The organism is Streptomyces sp. NPDC058051, assembly GCF_042885475.1.
In the GTDB taxonomy this organism is placed as follows: domain Bacteria; phylum Actinomycetota; class Actinomycetes; order Streptomycetales; family Streptomycetaceae; genus Streptomyces.
Window position 1 is genome coordinate 1 of record NZ_JBHVRW010000013.1, and the last position, 26,535, is coordinate 26,535.

The 26,535-nt window shown below is 67.2% G+C and carries 21 protein-coding genes, 2 rRNA genes and 1 riboswitch; of the genes, 15 read left to right on the plus strand and 8 right to left on the minus strand.

Annotated features, from left to right (window positions below; all coding sequences use genetic code 11):
* The 12 genes from ACFVUT_RS21065 to ACFVUT_RS21120 all read left to right on the plus strand — a co-directional run.
* Nucleotides 1-2,365 (plus strand): 23S ribosomal RNA (locus tag ACFVUT_RS21065); the annotation flags it as partial.
* Between the two features lie 77 nt (nt 2,366-2,442).
* Nucleotides 2,443-2,559: ribosomal RNA gene (rrf, locus tag ACFVUT_RS21070) — 5S ribosomal RNA — on the plus strand.
* Nucleotides 2,560-2,708: 149 nt separating this feature from the next.
* Nucleotides 2,709-3,326, plus strand: coding sequence for a CDP-alcohol phosphatidyltransferase family protein (locus ACFVUT_RS21075; protein WP_389660933.1), 618 nt, complete (start codon nt 2,709-2,711; stop codon nt 3,324-3,326).
* Nucleotides 3,327-3,430: 104 nt separating this feature from the next.
* A complete protein-coding gene (locus tag ACFVUT_RS21080; RefSeq protein ID WP_389660935.1) occupies nt 3,431-5,926 on the plus strand; it encodes a sugar phosphate nucleotidyltransferase in 2,496 nt (831 codons plus the stop codon).
* A 98-nt stretch (nt 5,927-6,024) separates the two neighbouring features.
* Nucleotides 6,025-6,948, plus strand: coding sequence for a DUF881 domain-containing protein (locus tag ACFVUT_RS21085; protein WP_389660937.1), 924 nt, complete (start codon nt 6,025-6,027; stop codon nt 6,946-6,948).
* The gene (locus tag ACFVUT_RS21090) at nt 6,945-7,277 is read left to right on the plus strand and encodes a small basic family protein (protein ID WP_003970459.1); all 333 of its coding nucleotides are present in this window, start codon (nt 6,945-6,947) and stop codon (nt 7,275-7,277) included. The genes ACFVUT_RS21085 and ACFVUT_RS21090 overlap by 4 nt, the downstream gene beginning before the upstream one ends.
* A 5-nt stretch (nt 7,278-7,282) precedes the next feature.
* Nucleotides 7,283-8,071: a DUF881 domain-containing protein gene (locus ACFVUT_RS21095; protein WP_389660939.1), complete on the plus strand. Its 789-nt coding sequence runs from the start codon at nt 7,283-7,285 to the stop codon at nt 8,069-8,071.
* A 190-nt stretch (nt 8,072-8,261) separates the two neighbouring features.
* Nucleotides 8,262-9,050, plus strand: a complete 789-nt coding sequence (locus ACFVUT_RS21100) for an FHA domain-containing protein (RefSeq protein ID WP_389660941.1) — start codon at nt 8,262-8,264, stop codon at nt 9,048-9,050.
* Between the two features lie 17 nt (nt 9,051-9,067).
* Nucleotides 9,068-9,811, plus strand: coding sequence for a MerR family transcriptional regulator (locus tag ACFVUT_RS21105; protein WP_389660943.1), 744 nt, complete (start codon nt 9,068-9,070; stop codon nt 9,809-9,811).
* Between the two features lie 53 nt (nt 9,812-9,864).
* Nucleotides 9,865-10,338 carry a bifunctional nuclease family protein gene (locus tag ACFVUT_RS21110; protein WP_389660945.1) on the plus strand — a complete coding sequence of 158 codons (474 nt, stop codon included), beginning with the start codon at nt 9,865-9,867 and terminating at the stop codon, nt 10,336-10,338.
* 168 nt (nt 10,339-10,506) lie between these two features.
* The gene (locus ACFVUT_RS21115; RefSeq protein ID WP_389660947.1) at nt 10,507-11,124 is read left to right on the plus strand and encodes a MerR family transcriptional regulator; all 618 of its coding nucleotides are present in this window, start codon (nt 10,507-10,509) and stop codon (nt 11,122-11,124) included.
* A gap of 66 nt (nt 11,125-11,190) precedes the next feature.
* Nucleotides 11,191-12,651: a DNA polymerase IV gene (locus ACFVUT_RS21120; protein WP_389660948.1), complete on the plus strand. Its 1,461-nt coding sequence runs from the start codon at nt 11,191-11,193 to the stop codon at nt 12,649-12,651.
* On the opposite strand, the gene ACFVUT_RS21125 is transcribed toward ACFVUT_RS21120, so the two are convergent.
* Nucleotides 12,576-12,944, minus strand: coding sequence for a PRC-barrel domain-containing protein (locus ACFVUT_RS21125; RefSeq protein WP_389660950.1), 369 nt, complete (start codon nt 12,942-12,944; stop codon nt 12,576-12,578). The two genes, ACFVUT_RS21120 and ACFVUT_RS21125, sit on opposite strands and share 76 nt — an antisense overlap.
* 113 nt (nt 12,945-13,057) lie before the next feature.
* A riboswitch (glycine riboswitch) is annotated at nt 13,058-13,154 on the plus strand.
* 194 nt (nt 13,155-13,348) lie between these two features.
* Here ACFVUT_RS21125 and gcvP point away from each other — a divergent pair.
* Entirely contained in the window at nt 13,349-16,234 is a 2,886-nt protein-coding gene (gene gcvP, locus ACFVUT_RS21130) for an aminomethyl-transferring glycine dehydrogenase (protein ID WP_389660952.1), read from the plus strand.
* An 87-nt stretch (nt 16,235-16,321) separates the two neighbouring features.
* On the opposite strand, the gene ACFVUT_RS21135 is transcribed toward gcvP, so the two are convergent.
* Both ACFVUT_RS21135 and ACFVUT_RS21140 read right to left on the minus strand, forming a co-directional pair.
* On the minus strand, nt 16,322-16,528 hold the full coding sequence (locus ACFVUT_RS21135) for a DUF5999 family protein (RefSeq protein ID WP_389660954.1): 207 nt from the start codon (nt 16,526-16,528) through the stop codon (nt 16,322-16,324).
* 326 nt (nt 16,529-16,854) lie between these two features.
* Nucleotides 16,855-17,448 (minus strand): hypothetical protein, encoded by a 594-nt coding sequence (locus tag ACFVUT_RS21140; RefSeq protein WP_389660956.1) that lies wholly within the window; start codon nt 17,446-17,448, stop codon nt 16,855-16,857.
* Nucleotides 17,449-17,930: 482 nt separating this feature from the next.
* On the opposite strand from ACFVUT_RS21140, the gene ACFVUT_RS21145 reads away from it, so the two are divergent.
* Nucleotides 17,931-19,436 carry a glutamate-cysteine ligase family protein gene (locus ACFVUT_RS21145; protein ID WP_389660958.1) on the plus strand — a complete coding sequence of 502 codons (1,506 nt, stop codon included), beginning with the start codon at nt 17,931-17,933 and terminating at the stop codon, nt 19,434-19,436.
* Between the two features lie 48 nt (nt 19,437-19,484).
* Here ACFVUT_RS21145 and ACFVUT_RS21150 read toward each other — a convergent pair whose 3' ends face one another.
* Nucleotides 19,485-21,275 (minus strand): substrate-binding and VWA domain-containing protein, encoded by a 1,791-nt coding sequence (locus ACFVUT_RS21150; RefSeq protein ID WP_389660960.1) that lies wholly within the window; start codon nt 21,273-21,275, stop codon nt 19,485-19,487.
* Nucleotides 21,276-21,461: 186 nt separating this feature from the next.
* Between ACFVUT_RS21150 and ACFVUT_RS21155 the strand changes: the two genes are divergently transcribed.
* Nucleotides 21,462-22,241 (plus strand): CPBP family intramembrane glutamic endopeptidase, encoded by a 780-nt coding sequence (locus ACFVUT_RS21155; RefSeq protein ID WP_389660964.1) that lies wholly within the window; start codon nt 21,462-21,464, stop codon nt 22,239-22,241.
* A 152-nt stretch (nt 22,242-22,393) separates the two neighbouring features.
* On the opposite strand, the gene ACFVUT_RS21160 is transcribed toward ACFVUT_RS21155, so the two are convergent.
* The 4 genes from ACFVUT_RS21160 to ACFVUT_RS21175 all read right to left on the minus strand — a co-directional run bounded on the left by ACFVUT_RS21160 (nt 22,394) and on the right by ACFVUT_RS21175 (nt 26,112).
* Nucleotides 22,394-23,215, minus strand: a complete 822-nt coding sequence (locus tag ACFVUT_RS21160; RefSeq protein WP_389660962.1) for a PhzF family phenazine biosynthesis protein — start codon at nt 23,213-23,215, stop codon at nt 22,394-22,396.
* A 194-nt stretch (nt 23,216-23,409) separates the two neighbouring features.
* Nucleotides 23,410-24,855 carry an argininosuccinate synthase gene (argG, locus tag ACFVUT_RS21165; protein WP_389658404.1) on the minus strand — a complete coding sequence of 482 codons (1,446 nt, stop codon included), beginning with the start codon at nt 24,853-24,855 and terminating at the stop codon, nt 23,410-23,412.
* A gap of 134 nt (nt 24,856-24,989) precedes the next feature.
* Nucleotides 24,990-25,805: a class I SAM-dependent methyltransferase gene (locus tag ACFVUT_RS21170; protein WP_389658658.1), complete on the minus strand. Its 816-nt coding sequence runs from the start codon at nt 25,803-25,805 to the stop codon at nt 24,990-24,992.
* 160 nt (nt 25,806-25,965) lie between these two features.
* Nucleotides 25,966-26,112: a hypothetical protein gene (locus ACFVUT_RS21175; protein ID WP_389658664.1), complete on the minus strand. Its 147-nt coding sequence runs from the start codon at nt 26,110-26,112 to the stop codon at nt 25,966-25,968.
* Nucleotides 26,113-26,535 lie beyond the last annotated feature (423 nt).

Genomic DNA, 26,535 nt, shown 5'->3' on the forward strand with positions numbered 1-26,535 from the left:
AGTAGCACGCTCAAGACCCGAAGCGGAGTGATCTAGCCATGGGCAGGTTGAAGCGGAGGTAAGACTTCGTGGAGGACCGAACCCACCAGGGTTGAAAACCTGGGGGATGACCTGTGGTTAGGGGTGAAAGGCCAATCAAACTCCGTGATAGCTGGTTCTCCCCGAAATGCATTTAGGTGCAGCGTCGTGTGTTTCTTGCCGGAGGTAGAGCACTGGATAGGCGATGGGCCCTACCGGGTTACTGACCTTAGCCAAACTCCGAATGCCGGTAAGTGAGAGCGCGGCAGTGAGACTGTGGGGGATAAGCTCCATGGTCGAGAGGGAAACAGCCCAGAGCATCGACTAAGGCCCCTAAGCGTACGCTAAGTGGGAAAGGATGTGGAGTCGCAGAGACAACCAGGAGGTTGGCTTAGAAGCAGCCATCCTTGAAAGAGTGCGTAATAGCTCACTGGTCAAGTGATTCCGCGCCGACAATGTAGCGGGGCTCAAGCGTACCGCCGAAGTCGTGTCATTCGTACATGTATCCCTAACGGGAGTACGGATGGGTAGGGGAGCGTCGTGTGCCGGGTGAAGCAGCCGCGGAAGCGAGTTGTGGACGGTTCACGAGTGAGAATGCAGGCATGAGTAGCGATACACACGTGAGAAACGTGTGCGCCGATTGACTAAGGGTTCCTGGGTCAAGCTGATCTGCCCAGGGTAAGTCGGGACCTAAGGCGAGGCCGACAGGCGTAGTCGATGGACAACCGGTTGATATTCCGGTACCCGCTTTGAGACGCCCAATACTGAATCAGGCGATGCTAAGTCCGTGAAGCCGGCCCGATCTCTTCGGAGTTGAGGGTAGTGGTGGAGCCGACGAACCAGACTTGTATTAGGTAAGCGATGGGGTGACGCAGGAAGGTAGTCCAGCCCGGGCGGTGGTTGTCCCGGGGTAAGGGTGTAGGGCGTTGTGCAGGTAAATCCGTGCAACATGTGCCTGAGACCTGATGCCGAGCCGATTGTGGTGAAGTGGATGATCCTATGCTGTCGAGAAAAGCCTCTAGCGAGTTTCATGGCGGCCCGTACCCTAAACCGACTCAGGTGGTCAGGTAGAGAATACCGAGGCGTTCGGGTGAACTATGGTTAAGGAACTCGGCAAAATGCCCCCGTAACTTCGGGAGAAGGGGGGCCATTCCTGGTGAGGAGATTTTCTCTCTGAGCTGGGGGTGGCCGCAGAGACCAGCGAGAAGCGACTGTTTACTAAAAACACAGGTCCGTGCGAAGCCGTAAGGCGATGTATACGGACTGACGCCTGCCCGGTGCTGGAACGTTAAGGGGACCGGTTAGCTGACTTTCGGGTTGGCGAAGCTGAGAACTTAAGCGCCAGTAAACGGCGGTGGTAACTATAACCATCCTAAGGTAGCGAAATTCCTTGTCGGGTAAGTTCCGACCTGCACGAATGGCGTAACGACTTCTCGACTGTCTCAACCATAGGCCCGGTGAAATTGCACTACGAGTAAAGATGCTCGTTTCGCGCAGCAGGACGGAAAGACCCCGGGACCTTTACTATAGTTTGATATTGGTGTTCGGTTCGGCTTGTGTAGGATAGGTGGGAGACTTTGAAGCGGCCACGCCAGTGGTTGTGGAGTCGCCGTTGAAATACCACTCTGGTCGTGCTGGATGTCTAACCTGGGTCCGTGATCCGGATCAGGGACAGTGTCTGATGGGTAGTTTAACTGGGGCGGTTGCCTCCTAAAGAGTAACGGAGGCGCCCAAAGGTTCCCTCAGCCTGGTTGGCAATCAGGTGTTGAGTGTAAGTGCACAAGGGAGCTTGACTGTGAGACCGACGGGTCGAGCAGGGACGAAAGTCGGGACTAGTGATCCGGCAGTGGCTTGTGGAAGCGCTGTCGCTCAACGGATAAAAGGTACCCCGGGGATAACAGGCTGATCTTCCCCAAGAGTCCATATCGACGGGATGGTTTGGCACCTCGATGTCGGCTCGTCGCATCCTGGGGCTGGAGTCGGTCCCAAGGGTTGGGCTGTTCGCCCATTAAAGCGGTACGCGAGCTGGGTTTAGAACGTCGTGAGACAGTTCGGTCCCTATCCGCTGTGCGCGTAGGAATATTGAGAAGGGCTGTCCCTAGTACGAGAGGACCGGGACGGACGAACCTCTGGTGTGCCAGTTGTTCTGCCAAGGGCATGGCTGGTTGGCTACGTTCGGGAGGGATAACCGCTGAAAGCATCTAAGCGGGAAGCCTGCTTCGAGATGAGTATTCCCACCAACTTGATTGGTTAAGGCTCCCAGTAGACGACTGGGTTGATAGGCCAGATGTGGAAGCCCGGTAACGGGTGGAGCTGACTGGTACTAATAGGCCGAGGGCTTGTCCTCAGTTGCTCGCGTCCACTGTGTTTGTTCTGAAATAACGAACGGCTGTGTTGTTCCGGTGTTGGTTAATTTCATAGTGTTTCGGTGGTCATTGCGTTAGGGAAACGCCCGGTTACATTCCGAACCCGGAAGCTAAGCCTTTCAGCGCCGATGGTACTGCAGGGGGGACCCTGTGGGAGAGTAGGACGCCGCCGAACTCCTTTTGTTGAGAAGCCCCGTGCCCTTGTGGCACGGGGCTTCTCTGCGTTCACCAACCCCTCTTGATACCCCTGTGCATCCGCCGACGATGGCTGAGGGTAAAGTCAGGGGGCATCATTGGCACGTTCTTCACACAGGAGGCCCCCGGGTGGAGGTCCAGGAGACTCGGGTTCAGACGGACCGGGTCCTCACCATCCCCAACATCCTCAGCATGGCTCGCCTTGTGGGGGTACCGCTCTTCCTGTGGCTGATTCTTCGCCCCGAGTTCGGCGGTCCCAAGAGCGACGGCTGGGCGCTGCTGGTCCTGATGTTCAGCGGGGTCAGCGACTACCTCGACGGTAAGCTCGCCCGCCGGTGGAACCAGATCAGCAGCCTCGGCCGGATCCTCGACCCTGCTGCGGACCGCCTCTACATTCTCTCGACCCTTGTCGGCCTGACCTGGCGGGAGATCCTGCCCCTCTGGCTCACAGCGCTCCTGCTGGCCCGTGAACTGATGCTCCTCGTCATGGTGGGAATCCTTCGCCGCCACGGCTATCCGCCGCCCCAGGTGAACTTTCTCGGGAAGGCTGCCACGTTCAACTTGATGTACGCGTTCCCCTTGTTGCTGCTCAGCGACGGAAGTGGTTGGCTGGCTTCGCTGGCCGCTGTTTTCGGATGGGCGTTCGCAGGTTGGGGTACAACGCTCTACTGGTGGGCAGGGATCCTCTACGTGGTTCAGGTCCGCCGGCTGGTCAAGGCGGATGTAGCAGCCGATTCAGCTCGTTGATGCGGTGCCGTGCAATGTGGCAGGCCCGCTGCTGATCACCTGGATGGTGCCCTGACGGGCGAAGTCGGCTAAACCGTCGTCTCTGCAAGGAGGACGTTTCCGACATGAAGGCCGTCGTGATGGCTGGCGGCGAAGGCACTCGCCTTCGCCCCATGACTTCAAGCATGCCCAAGCCGCTTCTGCCCGTCGCCAATCGGCCGATCATGGAGCATGTGCTTCGGCTGCTCAAGCGGCACGGGCTCAACGAGACCGTCGTAACGGTCCAGTTTCTCGCCTCGCTGGTCAAGAACTACTTCGGGGACGGCGAAGAGCTCGGGATGGAGCTCAGCTACGCCAACGAGGAGAAACCGCTCGGCACCGCGGGTAGCGTGAAGAATGCCGAGGAAGCGCTGAAGGACGACACCTTTCTCGTCATTTCCGGCGACGCCCTCACCGACTTCGATCTCACCGACCTCATCGCCTTCCACAAAGAAAAAGGCGGACTGGTCACGGTGTGCCTGACACGTGTCCCGAATCCACTGGAATTCGGCATCACGATTGTGGACGAGGCAGGCCAGGTGGAACGTTTCCTTGAGAAGCCCACCTGGGGCCAGGTCTTCTCGGACACCGTCAACACGGGTATTTATGTCATGGAGCCCGAGGTGTTCGACTACGTCGAGGCCGATGTTTCCGTGGACTGGTCCGGTGACGTCTTTCCCCAGCTCATGAAGGAAGGGAAGCCCATCTACGGCTACGTCGCCGAGGGCTACTGGGAGGACGTCGGTACCCACGAGAGCTACGTGAAGGCCCAGGCGGACGTTCTTGAACGCAAGGTCGACGTCGAGATCGACGGCTTCGAGATCTCACCCGGTGTCTGGGTGGCGGAGGGCGCGGACGTCCATCCCGACGCGGTACTGCGAGGCCCCCTCTACATCGGCGACTATGCGAAAGTCGAAGCCGGAGTGGAGATCCGCGAGCACACGGTCATCGGGTCGAACGTTGTGGTCAAGAGCGGTGCGTTCCTGCACAGGGCCGTGATCCACGACAATGTCTACGTCGGGCAGCACAGCAATCTGCGCGGATGCGTGGTCGGGAAGAACACGGACGTCATGCGGGCCGCCCGTATCGAGGACGGCGCCGTCATCGGCGACGAATGTCTGGTCGGTGAGGAGTCGATCATTCAGGGCAATGTCCGCGTCTATCCGTTCAAGACCATCGAGGCCGGCGCCTTCGTCAATACGTCCGTCATCTGGGAATCGCGAGGACAGGCCCATCTCTTCGGGGCCCGTGGAGTGACCGGGATTCTGAATGTCGAGATCACGCCGGAACTGGCGGTCCGGCTCGCCGGAGCCTACGCCACGACCCTCAAGAAGGGCTCGACGGTCACCACCGCTCGTGACCACTCCCGCGGCGCCCGCGCGCTGAAGAGAGCGGTGATCTCGGCGCTCCAGGCCAGCGCCATCGATGTTCGGGACCTGGAGAACGTGCCGCTGCCCGTTGCCCGGCAGCAGACCGCGCGCGGCAGCGCCGGCGGAATCATGATCCGCACGTCCCCCGGCGTATCCGACTCGGTGGACATCATGTTCTTCGACGAGCGGGGCGCTGACCTCTCGCAGACACGGCAGCGGAAGCTGGACCGGGTCTACGCACGTCAGGAGTACCGTCGCGCCTTCCCGGGCGAGATCGGAGACCTGCACTTCCCGTCCAGCGTCTTCGACTCGTACACCGGATCGCTGCTGCGGAACGTGGACACTACGGGAATCGCCGACGCGGGGCTGAAGGTCGTCGTCGACGCCTCCAACGGCAGCGCCGGGCTTGTCCTCCCCAGCCTGCTGGGACGGCTCGGCGTGGATGCCCTGACCATCAACCCCGGCCTCGACGAATCACGGCCCACCGAATCCGCCGAGACCCGACGCTCCGGCCTGGTGCGGCTCGGTGAGATCGTCTCCTCGGCCCGGGCCGCGTTCGGCGTGCGGTTCGACCCGGTCGGCGAGCGGCTCTCCCTGGTCGACGAACAGGGCAGGATCGTGGAGGACGACCGGGCGCTCCTGGTGATGCTCGATCTCGTGGCCGCCGAGCGGCGCAGCGGACGCGTGGCGCTGCCGGTCACCACGACACGGGTCGCCGAGCAGGTTGCCGCCTACCACGGCACGCAGGTCGAATGGACGACGACATCGCCCGACGACCTGACGCGCGTGGGGCGTGAGGAAGGCACCATCTTCGGCGGAGACGGCCGCGGCGGCTTCATCGTTCCCGAATTCAGCAGCGTGTTCGACGGGTCCGCCGCCTTCGTGAGGCTCATCGGGCTCGTCGCCAGGACCCAGCTCACCCTCAGCCAGATCGACGCCCGCATTCCCCGCGCCCATGTCCTTCGCCGCGATCTGGCCACTCCCTGGGCCGTCAAGGGCTTGGTGATGCGCCGGGTCGTGGAGGCCGCCGGGGACCGCAGTGTCGACACGACGGACGGTGTGCGGGTCGTCGAGGCCGATGGGCGGTGGGTGATGGTACTGCCTGACCCGGCCGAAGCGGTCACCCATTTGTGGGCTGAGGGCCCGGACGACGCCTCCGCGCAGGCACTGCTGGACGAGTGGGCGGCGGTCGTGGAGAGCGCAGGTCAGTGACGGTTCGACCGGTGTGTCCGGCGGCGGCGGAGGGCGCCTTGGGGCACACCGGTGGGGCCATTCGGCGGTAGCGGTGGCGACGTGCGACGATGTGCGGCATGTCGCAGCAGCCCCCCGATCGGAGTACCGCCCCGCCCCGCGCGCGTCCCGACGCGTCCATGTCGCTGCTGACCAATGTGATGGACCACAGCCTGGACGACGGATACGCCGAGGCGTCAGCGCGTCGCAAGGCTGACGGGAGCGCGGGCATGCCCCGCACGCTCAAGTCGAAGCTCGGCCTCGCCGCGTGTCTGGTGCTCGCCGCACTCGTCGTCACTCTGGGGGCAGCCCAGGCACGCGTCGCCGCGCCGGTCCTCGCCAAGGAGCGCGAGGAGTTGATCGACCGTATCGACGGGGAGACGGCGGCGGCCGACACCCTTGAGTCGCAGGTCGACAAGTTGCGGGACGACGTGGGCAGGCGCCAGCGCAAGGCGTTGGAGAAGCACGGCGGGGACCAGGGAGAACTGGTGGCACTGCTCGCCGGGGCGACTCCGGTCGAGGGGCCCGGCGTGAAGCTCGTCGTCGACGACGCCAAGAACACGGACCAGGGCGGTGGCGGTCCCAGGGAATCCAGCGGATTCACCGACACCGGCCGGGTCCGCGACCGGGACCTCCAGCGGGTCGTCAACGGTCTCTGGCAGTCCGGTGCCGAAGCGATCGCCATCAACGGGCAGCGGCTGACAGCCCTGTCGGCGATCCGCGCAGCCGGCGACGCCATACTGGTCGACAACAGACCGCTGGTGCCCCCGTACACGGTGCTGGCGGTGGGGAACGGGAAGCAGCTCGGCAAGGCGTTCCAGGACAGCGCTGACGGCCAGTATCTGCAGGCCCTCAAGGACACCTTCGGCATCCGGACGACCTTGTCCGTGCAGAAGCATGTCAGCCTCCCGGTCGCACCGAGCCTGATCGTACGAACAGCAGAGCCTCATCAGGCCGCAGACACCGGCAGTGGTGCGGCCGACACAGGGAAGGGCACATCGTGATCGCCGTACTGGGCCTCGTCGTGGGAGTCGTGGTCGGACTGTTGGTCCGGCCCGAGGTGCCGGCGGTCGTCGAGCCCTATCTTCCGATCGCCGTCGTAGCCGCCCTCGACGCGGTCTTCGGGGGCCTGCGGGCCATGCTCGACGGAATCTTCGTCGACAAGGTGTTCGTCGTCTCGTTTCTGTCGAACGTCGTGGTGGCTGCACTGATCGTGTTCCTGGGCGACAAGCTGGGTGTCGGAGCACAGCTCTCCACCGGTGTGGTGGTCGTGCTCGGGATCCGCATCTTCTCCAACGCCGCGGCCATCCGCCGGCACGTCTTCCGGGCATGAGGCCGATGAGCAACGAAGAAGTTCCCAGCGAGCCGGGGCATGCCGACCGGCAGTCGGGCGGCACGGCCAAGGAGCCCAGCGGACGTCAGCGCCTGGTCGCCGGACTCTGGCCGCCGAGGGTGACGCGCGCCCAACTCATCGTCGCGGTGCTGCTGTTCGGCCTCGGACTCGGGCTGGCCATTCAGGTGCGCTCGAACAGCGACAACAGCGCGCTCAGAGGAGCCCGCCAGGAAGACCTGGTCCGTATCCTCGATGAGCTGGACGACCGCACCCAGCGTCTGGAGGATGAGAAGCAGCGCCTCGGCGCTCAGCGCACGGAACTGGAGAACAGCTCCGACCAGGCCGAGGAGGCGCGTAAGCAGACGGTGGAGAAGGAGCGGCAACTCGGCATTCTCGCGGGCACCGTGGCGGCACACGGTCCCGGGATCACACTCACCGTCGACGACCCGGGTGACGGGGTCAAGGCGGACATGCTGCTCGACGCGCTGCAGGAGCTGCGCGCGGCGGGTGCCGAGGCGATCGAGGTCAACGGAGTGAGGGTGGTGGCGAATACGTTCTTCTCCGGTGACGGCGGCCAGGTCAAGGTCGACGGCCGTAAGATCACCGCGCCCTACGTGTTCAAGGTGATCGGCAAGCCCCAGGACCTGGAGCCGGCGCTGAACATCCCCGGTGGTGTGGTCCAGACACTGGAGAAGGAGCAGGCCACCGTGCATGTGGAGCAGGCGGACGACATCGTCGTGGACGTGTTGCGAGCGGCGAAGCAGCCTGACTACGCTCGGTCGTCGTCCTCATGAGGCCGCGGCGCGGACGGTTCGAAGGATACGGGCAGGAGGTTGCGGGGGGTCGGCGCATCGTAATGGTGGTGCGTGGTGGAAACTGTCGAGTGGATACGGACGTTGTGAAGATGTCCGGGTCGGCAGGTGTGTTCGTTCAGGGTTCGTCCTGCCCCACGGGCGGGTCTATTTCGGTCAAGGGGAATCGCCCGTGAAGTTGTTTGGGAAGTTGTTCGGCAAGAGCGCTCGCGATGAAGCTGCCCGCCATCGCGCACCGCGCCACGGCCAGGCGGAGGAGCAGGGCTCGGAGCGCCCGCTCTTCCGCGATCAGGTGTCCGGTTCGGGCAGCGACAATTCGGGCTCTTCCGGCGCGTCGTCTGTTGACCCTGCCGGTGCCGGACGCATAGGTTTTTCGGAACCGTCAACCTCAGGTACGGGTGGAGGGTTCACCCCGAGGCAGGAGGGTTCGTCCATGCCGGTCTGTACGAGGTGCGGGCATCGCAATGCCGAGGCCAGCCGTTTCTGCTCCAACTGCGGTGCGCCGCTCAGGGGCGGAATTCCCGAGCGTGCTTCGGAGACGACCTCGACCATCTCCATCTCCGGTCTTGAGGCGTACGAGGCGGAGGCCACCGGACAGACGGCCGTTCCTTCCCTCTCGCCCGAGGCGCAGGCCGCCGTCGACGCTCTGCCGCTCGGCTCGGCGCTCCTGGTGGTGCGACGCGGTCCGAACTCCGGCAGCCGCTTCCTGCTGGACGGTGAGCTGACCACGGCCGGGCGCCACCCGCAGAGCGACATCTTCCTCGATGACGTGACGGTGTCGCGGCGGCATGTGGAGTTCCGCAGGAACGCCGACGGCAGCTTCACGGTCGGGGACGTGGGCAGCCTGAACGGCACCTATGTCAACCGCGAGCGCATCGACTCCGTCGCCCTGACCAACGGTGACGAAGTGCAGATCGGCAAGTACCGGCTGGTCTTCTACGCGAGCCAGCGGGGCATCTGACCCGTCAGGGAAGGTCCATGCTGAGAACACCGACGGGCGGTGCCGGTCACGGCACCGCCACCGCCGACGACCGCCCGATGAGCATCGGCACGGTGCTCCTGCACCTGCGGGACGAATTTCCCGAGGTCACGATCTCCAAGATTCGTTTCCTGGAGGCCGAGGGGCTCGTGGAGCCGCAGCGGACCCCCTCCGGCTATCGCAAGTTCCGTGGGGCCGATGTGGAGCGGCTGGCGCAGGTGCTGCGTATGCAGCGGGATCACTACCTTCCACTGAAGGTCATCCGAGAGCATCTGGACGCCCTTGCGCGCGGCGAGCAGTCCGCTCTGCCGTCCGGGGGCGGCCCGCGGGATCTGACCGACGGCGGCTGGGACGTCGGCTCCGGACGGGCGACCGCGGCCCGTATCGGCCGCGCCGAGTTGCTTGCCGCCGCCGAGGTCACCGAGAGCGATCTGGACGAGTGGGAGTCGTACGGCCTGGTCGTTCCGACCGCGGAGGGCGGTTACGACGCCGAGATGGTGACGGTGGCCAAGCTTGTGGCGGATCTGGGCCGCTTCGGTCTGGAACCACGTCATCTGCGTGCCATCCGAGCGGCCGCGGACCGTGAGGCGGGACTCATCGAGCAGGTGGTCGCGCCCCTGCGTCGGCACCGGAATCCGCAGACCAGAGCCCATGCGGAGGCCACCGCGAAGGAGCTCGCGGAGCTGTCCGTACGGCTGCATTCGGCGCTCGTGCACACCGCTCTGCGGGTCCGGATCCACTGATCGCGCCGATGCCCGACTACCCAAACCTGCCGAGCACGTCCTAGGGTTGCTGTGTGAACGAGCTCGACGTTGTGGGTGTCCGGGTGGAAATGCCCTCCAACCAACCGATCGTTCTCCTGCGTGAAGTGGGAGGCGACCGGTTCCTCCCCATTTGGATCGGCCCTGGTGAGGCGACCGCGATCGCCTTCGCCCAGCAGGGCATGGCTCCGGCCAGGCCGCTGACCCATGATCTCTTCAAGGACGTGCTCGACGCCGTCGGCCAGGAGCTCACCGAGGTCCGTATCACGGACCTGCGGGAAGGGGTCTTCTACGCGGAGCTGGTCTTCGCCAGCGGAGTCGAGGTGAGCGCGCGGCCGTCCGATGCCATAGCGCTCGCGCTGCGCACCGGAACGCCGATCTACGGCAGTGACGGGGTGCTCGACGACGCCGGTATCGCCATTCCGGACGAGCAGGAGGACGAGGTGGAGAAGTTCCGTGAGTTCCTCGACCAGATCTCACCGGAGGACTTCGGAACCAACAGCCAGTGACCGTTCTGCGGGGTCGCAGTCAGCGCATCCGACAAGCCTTTCCCGCTCGCGAGGCACGGCAAACCACCCTCAGGGTGATTATCACTCGGCGTGCCGAGTGTGGCGATCGTTGACGCACCCCGAGTGACTGCCTACCTTCGAGAGGGCAGGTCAAGGACGGAGGTCGGCGTGAGAAGCAGCGGCGACGGTACGGCAGCGGGTGGGCCGTACTCGCAGCAGGGGAGTACAGCCGGCCACACCATCAGGCAACCGGTTGATCCGGTGGCGGTGGCGGGGGGCGGCATGGCATCGGCCAACGACATCGGCTATCGCGGGCCGACAGCTTGCGCGGCTGCGGGGATCACCTACCGACAGCTCGACTACTGGGCGCGCACCGGGCTGGTCGAGCCGAGCGTACGCCCGGCATACGGTTCGGGCACACAGCGGCTCTACAGCTTCCGGGACGTCGTCCTGCTGAAGATCGTCAAGCGCTTCCTGGACACGGGCGTCGCCCTGCAGAACATCCGCACCACGGTCCAGCATCTGCGGGCCCGCGGTTTTCAGGATCTTGAGCGGATGACGCTGATGAGCGACGGGGCGACGGTCTACGAGTGCTCGTCGCCCGACGAGGTCGTCGATCTGCTCCAGGGCGGCCAGGGGGTCTTCGGCATCGCCGTGGGTGTGGTGTGGCGGGACGTCGATGTGGCGCTGTCACAGCTGCACGGGGAGCGGGTGGACACCGGCGAGACACTGATCGGGAACAACCCCACCGATGAGCTGGCGCGGCGGCGCAATCGCGCAGGCTGACCCGGCGGGTGCGGCAGGCGCAGTGAACGCGGCGATTGTCAGTGCCGTAGGGCAGCATCGATTGATGTGAGAGCCGCGCCCACCATCCTGCATCTGGACATGGATGCCTTCTACGCCTCGGCCGAGCAGGCCGCGAAGCCCAGCCTGCGCGGCAAGCCGGTCGTGGTGGGCGGGCTCGGGCCGCGCGGGGTCGTCGCCACCGCGTCGTACGAAGCCCGGCGCTTCGGGGTCAACTCGGCGATGCCCACGGCGCAGGCTCGGCGGCTGGCTCCCAACGCCGCGTATCTGGTACCCCGCTTCTCCCTGTACCGGACGGTCAGTGACCAGGTCATGGAGCTGTTGGGGCGGCTCTCCCCGCTGGTGGAGCCGCTCAGCCTGGACGAGGCCTTTGTCGACCTGGAAGCCGGCGGGGCGGCCGACGACAGCGCTTCCGCCCGGGAGATCGGTGAGCAGCTGCGCACGGCCATCAAAGCGGTCACGGGGCTCACCGGCTCGGTCGGGCTCGCCGGTTCCAAGATGCTGGCCAAGATCGCTTCGGAGGAGGCGAAGCCGAACGGGCTGCTTCTCATAGAGCCCGGGACGGAGCGAGAGTTGCTCGCGCCCATGTCGGTACGGATCCTCCCCGGTGTCGGACCGGCGACGGCGGATCATCTGCGCCGCGCGGGCATGACGACGGTCAATGATCTGGTCGAGGCGGGCGAGGCGGAGCTCGTGCGTCTGCTGGGAAAGGCGCACGGCGGCTCGCTCCACCGCATGGCGTCCGGATTCGACGACCGGCCCGTGGTCGCGGAGCGGGACGCGAAATCCGTGTCGGTCGAGGACACCTTCGACACCGACCTGCACGACAGGGTGCGCGTCCGGACGGAAGTGGAACGGCTGGCCGACCGATGCGTCCAGCGGCTGCGGAGTGCGGGGCGGTCCGGGCGGACAGTGGTGCTGAAGGTGCGGCGGTACGACTTCTCCACGCTCACACGGTCCGAGACGCTGCGTGGGCCCACGGACGATCCCGCGGTGGTCCGGGAGGCCGCCGCACGGCTCCTGGAGGCCGTGGACACCACCGGAGGCGTACGGCTCCTGGGTGTGGGCGTCACGGGGCTCGCCGACTACACGCAGGAAGACCTCTTCGCCCAGGCCGCCGGTGAACAGGCCGCGACCGGGGAAACGGCCGGGGAGGAGACAGCGCCCGCGGGCGAGGGGGACGCGCCGGTACACGACGAGCGGGAAGACCCCCAGGAGACCGCCGAGCGGCTCGCCGCACGGCGGTGGCCCGCCGGACACGACGTACGCCATGACACGTACGGCAACGGCTGGGTGCAGGGCAGCGGTGTCGGCCGGGTGACGGTGCGGTTCGAGGAGCCCGGATCAGCGCCCGGCCGGGTGCGCACGTTCCGGATCGACGATCCGGAACTCCAGCCGGCCGACCCGCTGCCGCTGGTGCGGAACCCGGGGGACTACTCGTCCTGGCCGGCCAGCCTGCCGAAGTCCCTGTCCGGTCCGGTCTCCCCGGGCGGGGAGTCCAGACCGTAGTGACGGTAGAGCTGGAGTTCCTGCTCCGGGGAGAGATGGCGGCCGACGCCGAAGTCGGGTGCGTCCTTGATCAGCGCACGGTCGAAGGGGACACGGAGCGAATCCTCCACGAATTCGCTGGGCTCCAGCGGGACGAACGCGTCCCGGCTGAAGAGTCCGGTGCGTACGGCTGCCCACTCGGGCACACCGGTCGCGTCGTCGAGGTACACCTCGTCCACGGTTCCGATCTTGGTGCCCTTGCGGTCGAACGCCTTGCTGCCGATCAGGCGGCGCGGATCGATGTCGGTCTGCACGGTCCCTCCCACTGGACGCTGCTACTCCACAAGCACTACAGAAGTGCAGATCCGGGGGGTTGGCCACTCGAGAATTCCGCCGCGAACCCCGCTGGTAGTCTGTTTACGGCCGCTGACCCCGTGCGGGAGAGTCCTCCGGAGCGAATCCGAAGGCGCCGAAGGAGCAAATCCTCCCCGGAATCTCTCAGGCCCCCGTACCGCACGGACGAGGCCACTCTGGAAAGCAGGGCGGGCTCCGTGCGGCCGAGTGCCGACGCGGTTCCCTTCCTCACCGACGGTGAAAGCCGGCACGCCTCAGGGTGCGCCGGTGAAGCTCTCAGGTTGAGATGACAGAGGGGGAGGCCGTTCGGGCACCCGCGCCGTGGTGCCCCTCGCAGGTCGTGTCAGACCAGGAGGCCTCCACCATGACCCCCCGTCGCACTCCGCTCTCCCAGCTGGAGCAGGGCATTCCGTTCGAGCAGCGTCACATCGGCCCCGATGACGAGGCCCAGTCGAAGATGCTCGCCCAGGTCGGTTACGGCTCGCTGGACGAGCTGACCGCGGCAGCGGTGCCCGATGTCATCAAGAGCGCGGCGGCACTCCAGCTGCCGGCCGCCCGTACCGAGGCCGAGGTTCTCGCGGAGCTGCGCACGCTCGCCGACCGCAACCAGGTGCTGGCCCCGATGATCGGGCTCGGCTACTACGGCACCTTCACCCCGCCGGTGATCCTCCGCAACGTCATGGAGAACCCCGCCTGGTACACGGCCTACACGCCATACCAGCCGGAGATCTCGCAGGGTCGTCTGGAGGCGCTGCTCAACTTCCAGACGATGGTCGCCGAGCTGACCGGACTGCCCACCTCCGGCGCCTCCCTGCTCGACGAGGGCACCGCGGCCGCCGAGGCCATGGCGCTCTCGCGGCGCGTCGGCAAGGTCAAGAACGGCGTATTCCTGGTCGATGCCGACGCTCTGCCGCAGACGATCGCCGTCATAGAGACCCGCGCCGAACCGACCGGTGTCGAGGTCGTCGTCGCCGACCTCTCCGACGGCATTCCGGCCGAGGTCGCCGAACGTGGTGTCTTCGGTGTCCTGCTGCAGTACCCGGGTGCCTCGGGGGCGGTACGGAACATCGAGCCCGTCATCGCGCAGGCCCATGGGCTCGGCGCGATCGTCACGGTCGCCGCCGATCTGCTGGCCCTGGCCCTGCTCACCTCACCGGGCGACCTGGGCGCGGACATCGCGGTCGGTACCACGCAGCGTTTCGGTGTGCCGATGGGCTTCGGTGGGCCGCACGCCGGCTTCATGGCCGTACGCGAGAAGTTCGCCCGCAGCCTTCCGGGCCGACTCGTCGGGGTGTCCGTCGACGTGGACGGCAACAAGGCCTACCGGCTGGCCCTGCAGACCCGCGAGCAGCACATCCGCCGCGAGAAGGCCACCAGCAACATCTGTACCGCCCAGGTGCTGCTTGCCGTCATGGCCGGGATGTACGCCGTCTACCACGGCCCGGAGGGGCTGCGGACGATTGCTCGGCGCACCCACCGTTACGCGACGATCCTGGCCGAGGGCCTGCGTGCCTCCGGTGTCGAGGTCGTGACCGGTGCCTACTTCGACACCGTGACCGTGCGCGTTCCGGGCAAGGCCGCCGAGGTCGTGGCGGGCGCCCGCGAGCGCGGCGTCAACCTGCGGCTCGTCGATACCGACCTGGTCTCCCTCGCCTGCGACGAGACGACCACCCGTGCGCGGGTCGCCGCCGTCTGGGCCGCCTTCGGCGCCGACGGGGACATAGAGGCGCTGGACGCCGTGGCCGCCGACGCGCTCCCCGAAGGTCTGCTGCGCACCGACGAGATTCTCACCCACCCGGTCTTCCACCAGCACCGCTCCGAGACCGCGATGCTCCGCTACCTGCGCACCCTCGCCGACCGGGACTATGCCCTGGACCGCGGCATGATCCCGCTCGGCTCGTGCACCATGAAGCTGAATGCCACCACCGAGATGGAGCCGATCACCTGGCCCGAATTCGGTGCACTGCACCCCTTCGCGCCGGCTGAGCAGGCGCAGGGTTTCCTCACCCTCATCAGTGAGCTGGAGGAGCGGCTCGCCGAGGTCACCGGATACGACGCGGTCTCGCTCCAGCCGAATGCCGGTTCGCAGGGCGAGTTCGCCGGCCTCCTGGCCGTGCGGGCCTACCACCGGGCCAACGGCGACGACCGGCGGACCGTCTGCCTCATCCCCTCCTCCGCGCACGGCACCAACGCCGCCAGCGCCGTGATGGCAGGCATGAAGGTGGTCGTGGTGAGGACCGCCGACGACGGTGAGGTCGACATCGAGGACCTCCGGGCCAAGATCGAGAAGCATCGTGACGAGCTTGCCGTGCTCATGATCACGTACCCGTCGACGCACGGTGTCTTCGAAGAGCACGTGGCCGACATCTGCGCCGAGGTCCACGATGCCGGCGGTCAGGTGTACGTCGACGGTGCCAACCTCAACGCGCTGGTCGGCCTCGCCAAGCCGGGCCGGTTCGGCGGCGATGTCTCCCACCTGAACCTGCACAAGACCTTCTGCATCCCGCACGGCGGCGGTGGTCCCGGCGTAGGACCGGTCGGTGTGCGCGCCCACCTCGCGCCGTACCTGCCGAACCACCCGCTGCAGCCCGCGGCGGGCCCCGCGACCGGTGTCGGGCCGATCTCGGCCGCCCCGTGGGGCTCGGCCGGTATTCTCCCCATCTCCTGGGCGTACGTGCGCCTGATGGGTGGCGAGGGCCTGAAGCGGGCGACGCAGGTCGCCGTACTCGCCGCCAACTACATTGCCAAGCGTCTCGAACCGCACTACCCGATCCTGTACAACGGTCCGGCCGGGCTCGTCGCGCACGAGTGCATCGTGGACCTACGGCCGATCTCCAAGGCCACCGGCGTCAGCGTCGACGACATCGCCAAGCGTCTGATCGACTACGGGTTCCACTCGCCGACGATGTCGTTCCCGGTCGCGGGCACGCTGATGATCGAGCCGACCGAGAGCGAGAACCTCGCGGAGCTCGACCGATTCTGCGACGCGATGATCGCCATTCGCGGTGAGGTCGAGAAGGTGGCCTCCGGCGAGTGGAGCGCGGACGACAACCCGCTGAGCAACGCCCCGCACACCGCGGCGATGCTGGGCGGGACATGGGACCACGGCTACAGCCGTGAGGTGGCCGTCTTCCCGGCCGGGGTCTCGGCCGCCGACAAGTACTGGCCGCCGGTGCGCCGGATCGACGGTGCCTTCGGCGACCGCAACCTCGTCTGCTCCTGCCCGCCGCTGGACGAGTACGACAACTGAGGCATGAGCGACAGGGCATGACGCGGACATGCGTCGGGGCCGGTGCGGAGGTTTCTCCGGGCCGGCCCCAGTTCGTACCGGCCGGGGTCAGGCGGCCTTCATCACCCGGGCGGTCGCCAGGGGCCGGTGCGGGGCGATGATCTGCCCGTCCGGGAGCAGCTCACCGGTGTCCTCGAAGTGCAGGACGCCGTTGCACAGCAGACTCCAGCCCTGTTCCGGGTGGTGTGCCGTCAGACGGGCGGCCTCCCGGTCGGCTGAGTCGGCGGTCGGGCATGGTGGCTGATGTTGGCACATGGGTGGGTTCTTTCGCTGCGTCGTGGTGAATGTCCTGCGGCTTGATGAAGTGTTCATGGCCGCCCCCCGTATCGATAGGTCCGGTCTCAGTGTTGCCCCACGGGCGTCATTCCGCAGGGATTTCGCAGCAGCGCTTCTCCATACTCGGAGGACGCGTCACCCGGCCGGACGGTTCACCGCAACTGCACTGTCACTTCGGGTGGTTCGGGGTGGCCGGACCGGGCTAGTCCGGAGGGTCCAGATGTGCGCCGGGCAGCGCTGTGCCCCGCGACCGGAGATCAGGACGGTGGCGGGGCACAGCGCTGTGACGCGGGATACGGCCGCTGTCAGGCCGGCGATCCGAGCAGGGGGCCGGGGCCCGGGGGGAAGCGCAGCGTCATCACACGGAGCAGATCGTCGACCTGGTGCGGGCGGTGCGCCGCGATGCCCGGTGGAGCGGGAGCCAGCGGGACCAGGAGATCGGCGGGATCGAGCGCCCCGCCGGAGGCGTCGGCCTCGGTGTCGCCGTGCAGCCACAGCGCCAGCATGTAGAGCTCCGGAATGGAGAGCAGGCGCGGCTGGTGGTGCGTCGGCATCGTTTCGGCCTGGCGCAGGGCGAGTTCGGTCGAGGCGAGGTACGGGCCCTCGAAGAAGTGGGAGAAGGCCCAGCCGTCCGGAGTGAGCATGGTGTCCGCCGCCGCGACGGCCCGGTCCGAGCTGCGGATCAGGAACCGCCACGCGGCGAGCCGGGTGGCGGGTGCGAGCCCGCTCGGGCCGATCCGGTCCAGTACGTGGACGGGGAGCGGAAGTTCGGGGCTCAGTGGTCCCGTGGCGGCTCGGAGAGCCGGTGTCCGGGCCTCGCGGACAGCGGTGGGTGAACCGATCGCCGCGAGAACGCTGCGCAGAGCGGGGGCGGGAGCCGGGGGAACATGCAGCGGCATAGTGGGTTGCCTCTCACTTCGGAGACACGGTGATGCGTGGGCGGGTGCAGACGGCGCTGTCGGCATGCGGGGCCAGAGGAGGCCGGTGACTGGGCCGGTGCGTCAACTCTCTGCCTCGTCTGCGAAGTTTATACGACACGTGTTCACACAGTGATTCAACTAGCCGTCGCAGGTATTGCCGACAAGGCGGTATCGAGACTTTATTATGCGGAGATTCTGCTGATTCGTCGTCAGCGGCGCAGCCACCACCATGGATTTTTCTCACGACGCGGTCGGCTGAAACGCGTCGGCGTTTCAGCACGTGCCGAACGGTGGAAACTGCATACTGCACCATGCCGACGGAATGTGCCCCGGACAGCCCACCTCAGATTACTGGGTGTGCGGCGTTCGTGGGGCGTTATGGATCACCGGGCCTGGGCATTATCGATCGTGACGCGAGCGGCCTGGGCCGCGGGCCGCCCACTTGAGAGAGGGACGCTTCGATGGGGGAGAAGGTCGTGGCGGGCGCCTTTGATCTGTCCGACCCGCTGAGGTACCGGAGCAAGCTCCACCAGTGTCTGCAGGGACTGGAGAGACTCCTGGCGGAACGGAGGTTCGACCGCCCCCGCAACCTCATGGGCATGGAGATCGAGCTGAATCTGGCAGGCGCCGACGGACTGCCGAGGATGATGAATGGGGAAGTGCTCCCGCGCATCGCGAGCGGTGATTTCCAGACCGAACTCGGGATGTTCAATTTGGAGGTAAACATCGTCCCGCACCGGCTGGGCGGACGTGTTTTCGATCAACTGGCCGAAGAGCTCAGGACCGGTCTCGGATATGCCCACCGGAAGGCGGGTGAGGTGGATGCCGGGATCATGATGATCGGAATTCTTCCCACCCTGGGCCACCAGGACCTCGTCGCGGCGAACCTCTCGGAGGCGGACCGTTACACACTGCTGAACGATCAAATGGTGGCGGCGCGGGGCGAGGATTTCTCCCTCGATATCCAAGGTGTGGAGCGATTGGTCTCCACCTCTTCCTCGATCACGCCCGAGGCCGCCTGCACCTCGGTTCAGCTGCATCTGCAAGTGACGCCGGGGCGCTTCGCGGCCGTATGGAACGCGGCGCAGGCCGTCGCCGGTGTCCAGATCGCCGTCGGTGCGAACTCTCCGTTCCTGTTCGGCAAGGAGCTGTGGCGGGAATCGCGGCCACCGCTCTTTCAGCAGGCCACGGACACCAGGCCACCCGAACTCCGGAACCAGGGGGTGCGGCCCAGGACCTGGTTCGGCGAGCGGTGGGTGGATTCGGCGTATGAACTCTTCGAGGAGAACGTGCGCTACTTTCCACCGCTGCTGCCGATCTGCGACGAGGAGGAGCCCCTGCGCGTGCTCGACAGGGGCGGGGTGCCGAGTCTGCAGGAACTCGTGCTCCACAACGGTACGGTCTACCGCTGGAACCGGCCCGTGTACGGGTTGGCCGACGGCGTACCCCATCTGAGGGTGGAGAACCGGGTCCTGCCCGCGGGGCCCACCGTCATCGATGTGATCGCCAACGCAGCTCTCTACTACGGGCTCGTGCGGGCGCTCGCCGAGGAGTCCCGTCCGGTGTGGACCAGGCTCCCGTTCGCCGCAGCGGCTGAGAACTTCGACACCGCCTGCCGCCACGGCATCGAAGCGGAGCTGATCTGGCCCCGCCCCGGCCGTTCGGGCGGACTGACCCGGATGCCGGCGGTCGAGCTCGTACGCGACGAGCTGCTGCCGCTCGCCGCTGCGGGGCTGGACGCCTGGAACATCGAGCGCGCGGACCGTGACCTCTACCTCGGCGTCATCGAGGAGCGGTGCAAGAGACGGGTGAACGGGGCGTCCTGGCAGGCGGACTCCTACCACCGGGCACGGGAGGCCGGGCTCGAACGGCGTGCGGCACTGGCCGCGACCACCCGTCGGTACGCCGAGCTGATGCACAGCGGCGAGCCCGTGCACACCTGGCCGACGGACGCCCCCGCGCCGTGATCCGTCGTCGCGGGGGCGGACCGCTTCCGCGGCCGGCCGGGTCGGGCGCTACTCCTGGGCGGCGTAGTTGCTCTGTCCCGCCGTCATCACGGCCTGCAGGATCACGGCCTGGATGTCGGCCGGGTCGGTGACCTGGTAGCCCCCGCCACCGGTCACCTTCGCTATCTCGTTCACCTCTTCGCGGTCGGCCTCGGGGCCGACCGCGATGGCGAGGAGCGGCACCGGACGCTGCGGGTCGGCGATCCGCTTCAGTTCCGCGATCAGGGCGCTGCGGGAGATGGAGCGGCTGTCCTGGTTCGAGCCGTCGGTGAGGATCACCACCGCGTTGAACTTGCCCTTCACGAACGTCGCCTGGGCGTCCTTGTACGCGGCCAGTGTGGTGTCGTACAGGCCGGTCGCGCCGTCGGGAACCGGCTGGAGCGCGGAGAAGGCCGCGGCGAGCTTCTCGCGGTGGGTGCCGCCGCCCTTCGCCCGGTCGCCGAGCCGGTCCGTCGGCATCAGCCGGCGGTAGTCCTTGTCGCCGTCGAGCGTGGTGGCGAACTCCCAGAGCCCGATCTCGTCGTTCGGGGTGAACTGGTTGAGGGCCTGGATCAGGGACGCCTTGGTGACGTCCATCCGTGACTGGTTGCGGCCCGGCACGATCGTGGCCATCGAACCCGAGGCGTCGACGACCGTCGTCAGCCGCGCGCTCTGCACCGTGATCGTCCACAGGCCGAGCGTCTGCTGGAGTGCCTCGGCGGACGGCGCTTCGGCGGCTGTCCCGGCGTACGGCTGGGGCTTTCTGCCGCCCGCCGACGCGACCACCGACTCGCCGGCCGTCCCGTCGACGTTCCGGAAGCCGTGCTCCTTCAGGATGGCCTGGGCGCCGGGCTCGTTCAGCAGGGTCATGAACCGCAGGGCCGCGCGGCCCTCGGAGGTGCTCATCTTCGTCTCGTCCACCAGCGTGTACGGATAGTCGAGGAGCGGGGTGCCGTCCTTGGGATAGAAGAGATCGAGCTTCTGGTCACCGGTCGACTCCCCGTTGTGGGCGAACGCCGCCTGCTCGGAGAGGAGCACGGCCTGGTTGCGTTCCGGATTGCCCTGCTCCGCGTCCGAATCGTCCTGAGCCAGCGTTTCGAGCACCTGGGTGTCACCGTCCGACATGCGCTCCGCGAGCAGCTTGGCGGTCGCCGCAACCCTGGTGTCGCTGTCGCCGCCCTGCTTCTCGGAGGAAGCGCCGATGCTGGAGAGGGCCAGCAGGCCGGTGGCGCTGCGGGCCGGGTCGGCCGCGCCGAGGCGCACCTTGTCCGAGTCCATGGCCGCGGCCGTCAACTCGGCCCAGGAGTACTTCTTCTTCGGCCAGCCCAGGCTCTCGGCCGCCGAGGGCACCATGGCCAGGGTGACGGGGGAGGAGGCGATGGAGTCCCCCGGTGTGATCGGGATGCCGTCGCCGGAGCCCTTCGCCCGGTCGAGCCAGAGGTCGGAGTCGGGCAGCCAGATCTGGTAGTCCGGCTTGCCGGAGCCGGAGGTGAGGGCATCGGCGACCTTGTAGGAGTCGCGGGCCACCACCCGGACATACAGACAGTGGCCGTCGGACTTCACCCGGTCCTTGCGCGCCTTGTCGGCGACGGCTTGCACGGCGGGGGCGATGTCCGGGGAAGCCACCATGGACAGGCGTACGGCGGAGTCCTCGCAGGACTCCGAGAACGACAGCAGATCGCTCTGTACCGCGACCGCCGTTCCCGCCGCCACCGCGAGGACGAGCATGGTTGCGATCGCGACGGTGCGACGACGGCGTCGCGGAGGACCGTCCCCGCTGCCTTCGGTCGCGTAGTCGTCAGGCAAGCTGTGACGTCCCATGACGGTGGTGCCCCTCTTCGAGGATGAACAAGGAAAAAGGGGGACCGCACCATCTCCCATGGTGGTTGGTCCCCCGGCCTGTCGCGCATGATCTTCGTACCTGCATTCGAGACCCTAGCGGGGCGGAGAGCAGGATGGGGTGTGAATGCACAACTCAAGGCAGGTGTACAGGTGGAGGCGGGGTACATGGCTGAATCTTTCCGTCAGGAGGCTGTGTCGCGAAGGATCCTGCGGTCCGAAACAGTGCTGGTGCTGGCTCTCTCGCTGGGCGCCAGCGGAGTGTCTGCCCTGATCAGTTTTGTCGGATCGCTGACGAAACCAGGGGGTTTGAAGCAACAGGCGGCGACGCTCAACAGCTCCTACGCACCGGGACGTCCATGGCTGGATCTCGCCTGGCAACTCTTCGGAATCACGACCGCCCTGGTGCCGGTCGCCCTCGTTGCGCATCTGCTGATGAGAGAGGGGGCGGGCCTGCGTGCCATCGGTTTCGACCGGACGAGGCCGTGGCCGGACCTCGGGCGCGGCGCGATGGTCGCGGCGGGCATCGGCAGCGCCGGGCTCGCCTTCTATCTGCTGGCGCGGGAAGCCGGTTTCAATCTGACCGTGGTCCCGGAATCGCTGCCCGACGTGTGGTGGAAATTCCCGGTACTGATCCTGTCTGCGATCCAGAACTCCGTGGTGGAGGAAGTGATCGTCGTCGGGTATCTGCTGCGCAGGCTCGGGCAAGTGGGGTGGACGCCGATGGCCGCTCTTGTGGCGAGTTCGGTGCTGCGCGGTTCGTACCACCTGTACCAGGGAATCGGCGGCTTCATCGGCAACATGGTGATGGGCGTCGTCTTCGTGCTGCTGTACCGGCGTTGGGGGCGGGTCGGTCCGCTCGTCGCCGCGCATGCCCTGATCGATATCGGGGCGTTCGTTGGATATGCCCTGCTGGCGGGGAAGGTGGGGTGGCTGCCCACGCCGTGAGCGGGGTGTGGGTGAGGGGGCGTGGGCGGCGGGTGGCGTGGCCGGTGTCCGGCGGGTGGCGCGGGCGCGGTTGTCGGCCGGTGTCCGGGGCGGTGTCCGGGGCGCGGAGGACGTACGGGAGGTTCCCCGCCCTCCGCGCCCCGGCGGAGGAGTCAGAGTGCCGCGAGCAGTTCGCCGTCGATGACGGTCACGGCGTGGCCGGTCAGGAGGGTGCGGTCGCCACGCAGTGAGGTGCGGACCAGCCCGGAACGGGCGGAGGCCTGTAGTCCGGTCAGCTCGTCGCGGCCGAGGCGGGCCGACCAGAAGGGGGCCAGTGCGGTGTGGGCGCTGCCGGTCACCGGATCCTCGTCGATTCCGACGCGCGGGAAGAAGCCCCGGGACACGAAGTCGTAGCCCCGGGCAGGGTCCTCGGCGGCGGCCGTGGCGATGATGCCCCGCCGGGAGAGGTGGGCCAGTGCCGGGAGGTCCGGGATCAGTCCCCGCACGGTCTGTTCGTCGGCCAGTTCGACGAGCAGGTCGCCGATGTGGGGGCCGGTGTCGTGGACGGAGAGCGGTGTGGCGCCCAGCGCGACGTCCAGGCCGGTCGGGGCGGTCTCCGGTGTCAGCGGGGCTGTCGGGAAGTCGAGCGTGATCGTGCCGTCGGGGTGCGCGGTCGTGGTGAGGATTCCGCATCGAGCCGCGAAACGCACGGTGCCGTTGATGGTCCGGGTGGTGTGCAGGACGTGCGCGGTCGCGAGCGTGGCATGCCCGCACATGTCGACTTCGGTGGTCGGGGTGAACCACCGGAGCGCCCAGTCCGCCTCGCCGCCCGGCGGCAGCGGGTGGGCGAAAGCGGTCTCCGAGAGGTTCACCTCCATGGCGATCTGCTGGAGCTGTTCGTCGTCGGCGAAGGAGTCGGAGTTCAGCAGCAGGACTCCCGCCGGGTTGCCGGCGAAGGGGCGGTCGGTGAACGCATCCACGATTCTGATCCTCATGACGCGACCGTACGTGCGGCGCAATGCGGCAGGCCAAGGCCAATTCCGTGTCTCTGGACCTCATGGCCCGGCCGCTGCCGGGTCCTGCGTGCAGCCGGACGAGAGGTCGCGGAATCCGCGCGTGCGGGAAAGGCCGGTTCGACGCCATGGGCGTCGAACCGGCCTTTCCGGTGGTGTGACCTCGGCGGATTCGGTCAGTCCGTGCCGAGCTCCATCGCGGCACGGTCCAGCATCGTCTCGTCAGCGGAGACCTCGCCGCGGGAGGCGATGGCCTCGGCGCCGCCCTCCGGCATGCTGCCGATCAGCCCGGTCGCCGCCGCCTGGGCGGCGCCGATGGCGGGATTGGCGGTGCCGATCAGGCCGAGTCCGGCGTACTGCTCCAGCTTGGCGCGCGAGTCCGCGATGTCGAGGTTGCGCATGGTGAGCTGGCCGATCCGGTCCACCGGGCCGAACGCCGAGTCCTCGGTGCGCTCCATCGACAGCTTGTCGGGGTGGTAGCTGAACGCCGGACCTGTGGTGTCGAGGATCGAGTAGTCCTCGCCACGCCGCAGCCGCAGCGTCACCTCGCCGGTGACGGCCGCGCCGACCCAGCGCTGCAGCGACTCGCGCACCATCAGCGCCTGCGGGTCCAGCCAGCGGCCCTCGTACATGAGCCGACCGAGGCGCCGTCCCTCGTTGTGGTACTGGGCGAGGGTGTCCTCGTTGTGGATCGCGTTGACCAGGCGCTCGTAGGCCGCGTGCAACAGGGCCATGCCGGGCGCCTCGTAGATGCCGCGGCTCTTGGCCTCGATGATCCTGTTCTCGATCTGGTCCGACATGCCCATGCCGTGCCGACCGCCGACGGCGTTCGCCTCCATCACCAGGTCGACGGCGGAGGCGAACTCCTTGCCGTTGATCGTCACCGGGCGGCCCTGGTCGAAGCCGATCGTCACGTCTTCGGCGGCGATCTCGATCGAGGGATCCCAGAACCGCACACCCATGATCGGTTCCACGGTCTCGACACCGGTGTCGAGGTGCTCCAGGGTCTTGGCCTCGTGGGTGGCGCCCCAGATGTTGGCGTCGGTGGAGTAGGCCTTCTCGGTGCTGTCGCGGTAGGGGAGGTCGTGGGCGAGCAGCCACTCCGACATCTCCTTGCGGCCGCCGAGCTCGGTCACGAAGTCGGCGTCCAGCCACGGCTTGTAGATCCGCAGGTGCGGGTTGGCGAGCAGGCCGTAGCGGTAGAACCGCTCGATGTCGTTGCCCTTGAAGGTCGAGCCGTCGCCCCAGATCTGTACGTCGTCCTCAAGCATCGCCCGGACCAGGAGCGTGCCCGTGACGGCGCGGCCGAGCGGTGTGGTGTTGAAGTAGGCGCGCCCGCCCGAGCGGATGTGGAACGCCCCGCAGCTGAGCGCGGCCAGGCCCTCCTCGACCAGTGCCGCGCGGCAGTCGACCAGGCGCGCGATCTCGGCACCGTAGGTCTTCGCGCGGCCGGGCACCGAGGCGATGTCGGGCTCGTCGTACTGGCCGATGTCGGCGGTGTAGGTGCACGGGACGGCGCCCTTGTCGCGCATCCACGCGACCGCGACCGAGGTGTCGAGACCGCCTGAGAAGGCGATGCCGACGCGCTCGTCGGCGGGAAGGGAGGTGAGGACCTTAGACATAGGAAGAGTATGCATTATCACGCATGATCATGCAAAGTCTTCCGCTCGCTGAATATCCCGGCGTCGCCGTGCTCGTGTCCTGTGACAGTGAACCTTGACCGATTGCCACTGAAGTTTGACCGCCTGGAGGCGCTCTACCGGCGGACCGCCGAGATCAGTCCGCCGGGCCGCTCCTCGCGCTGCGGCGGGGTGCTGATCGGGCGGCCGTAGGCGGCAGCGCGCTCGCGCAGGGTGTGACTGTCGGCCTCCCAGCCGTGCCCGGCCAGCCAGCCCACCGGGTCGTCGGGCATCTCCGAGACCCACATGGACGCCGCCGATCCCGGCTCGGCGTCCGCGCCGAAGCGCTCGATCACGCCGCGCGAGCCCAACGTCAGCCCCATCCGACTGCCTGCCGCCGACTGCGCGCTGATTCGGGCCAGCAGCAGCTCCACCGCGTCCTCGGGCAGATAGATCAGCAGTCCCTCGGCGATCCACACGGTCGGCACCGCCGGGTCGTGCCCTGCGGCGGCCAGCGCGCCTGGCCAGTCCTCACGCAGATCCACCGCGACGGTGATCCGCTCGCAGCGTGCGACGGCCCGCTCCTGGCGCAGCACCGAAGCCTTGAAGTCCAGTGGGGCGGCGGTGTCGACCTCGAACAGTCGGGTGCCCTCTGGCCAGTCGATCCGGAAGGCCCGGCTGTCCATGCCGGCGCCGAGCAGCACGACCTGCCGGACCCCGGACGCGGAGGCCTGCTGCAACAGGTCATCGAGGAACTTCGTCCTGATGACGATGGAGAACGACACGGCCAGTCGGCGGCGGCGCGCGGCCTCGTCATCGGGCAGCGGCGGCGAGGAGGGCCATAGGCCGCCGGCGGTGGCGAAGGCCTGTGCCAGTGGGTCGCGGAACAGCGCGTTCTCCCGCTCGGTCTCCAGCGCCCGCACCCGGGCCACCCCCACCGCCGTGGCCCACACTCCCGACGGCTGCACCCGCTTCTGCTCATCAGTCACCGCGCCAGCCTAGGCGGAGGCCGGCTGCGCCTTCCGCTGCCGGTATGCCTTCTGGCGGCAGCGCTGTGAGCATGTCCGGCGTTGTTGCTGGCAGCGCCCTTCCGGTAATGGTCCTCCGCAGGTCTCACAGGGTCTCGTTGATGCCGTGGGGGCTGGTTCGGGTGGCTGGGGTGGCGGTGCGGGCTGTGGTGTCGGCGATGTCACCGGCGGTGGAGAAGGTGGGTTCGCGGGAGGCTGCCTGAGCTGTTGGCGACGTGCTCGCCGGCGGCATCGGTCTGAGCATGTCCGGCGTGCTGCTGAGAACATCGGGCCGTCGCAGACCGGGCAGACTCGTGGTCCGGATGGATCAGCCGGGGCTGCCTCGGCCAACCACTTTTCTTCGTGCTTGAGGTAGTTGGCGCGTCGGCAGGCGGATGAACACAGGCGATAGCGCTGTCCGGGCTGGATCTTCATGCTCTTCCCGCACTCTCTGCAGGGGGCCTTCTGCACTGGAGCCCGCGGATGCCGTCTCCGGTATGCCTTCTCGCGGCAGGCCTGGGAACAGCGCAGGGCCTGGCGGCCGATGACGTCGGAGGGCGGTATCTCCGCGTCGCACTCCAGGCAGCGCCTCGTTTCCGGGGTGGCCACCAGCGTCTCCGGGGCGCGGCCGGTCGCGGCGGCCAGCCGTGTCCAGCTGGGAAGACCGAGATGTTCG

Coding starts and splice junctions, on each gene's coding strand:
- ACFVUT_RS21080 (WP_389660935.1), top strand. CDS start 3,431: ATGAAGGCCGTCGTGATGGCTGGCGGCGAAGGCACTCGCCTTCGCCCC.
- ACFVUT_RS21085 (WP_389660937.1), top strand. CDS start 6,025: ATGTCGCAGCAGCCCCCCGATCGGAGTACCGCCCCGCCCCGCGCGCGT.
- ACFVUT_RS21095 (WP_389660939.1), top strand. CDS start 7,283: ATGAGCAACGAAGAAGTTCCCAGCGAGCCGGGGCATGCCGACCGGCAG.
- ACFVUT_RS21105 (WP_389660943.1), top strand. CDS start 9,068: ATGCTGAGAACACCGACGGGCGGTGCCGGTCACGGCACCGCCACCGCC.
- gcvP (WP_389660952.1), top strand. CDS start 13,349: ATGACCCCCCGTCGCACTCCGCTCTCCCAGCTGGAGCAGGGCATTCCG.
- ACFVUT_RS21135 (WP_389660954.1), bottom strand. CDS start 16,528: ATGTGCCAACATCAGCCACCATGCCCGACCGCCGACTCAGCCGACCGG.
- ACFVUT_RS21140 (WP_389660956.1), bottom strand. CDS start 17,448: ATGCCGCTGCATGTTCCCCCGGCTCCCGCCCCCGCTCTGCGCAGCGTT.
- ACFVUT_RS21145 (WP_389660958.1), top strand. CDS start 17,931: ATGGGGGAGAAGGTCGTGGCGGGCGCCTTTGATCTGTCCGACCCGCTG.
- ACFVUT_RS21150 (WP_389660960.1), bottom strand. CDS start 21,275: ATGGGACGTCACAGCTTGCCTGACGACTACGCGACCGAAGGCAGCGGG.
- ACFVUT_RS21155 (WP_389660964.1), top strand. CDS start 21,462: ATGGCTGAATCTTTCCGTCAGGAGGCTGTGTCGCGAAGGATCCTGCGG.
- ACFVUT_RS21160 (WP_389660962.1), bottom strand. CDS start 23,215: ATGAGGATCAGAATCGTGGATGCGTTCACCGACCGCCCCTTCGCCGGC.
- argG (WP_389658404.1), bottom strand. CDS start 24,855: ATGTCTAAGGTCCTCACCTCCCTTCCCGCCGACGAGCGCGTCGGCATC.
- ACFVUT_RS21175 (WP_389658664.1), bottom strand. CDS start 26,112: ATGCCGCCGGCGAGCACGTCGCCAACAGCTCAGGCAGCCTCCCGCGAA.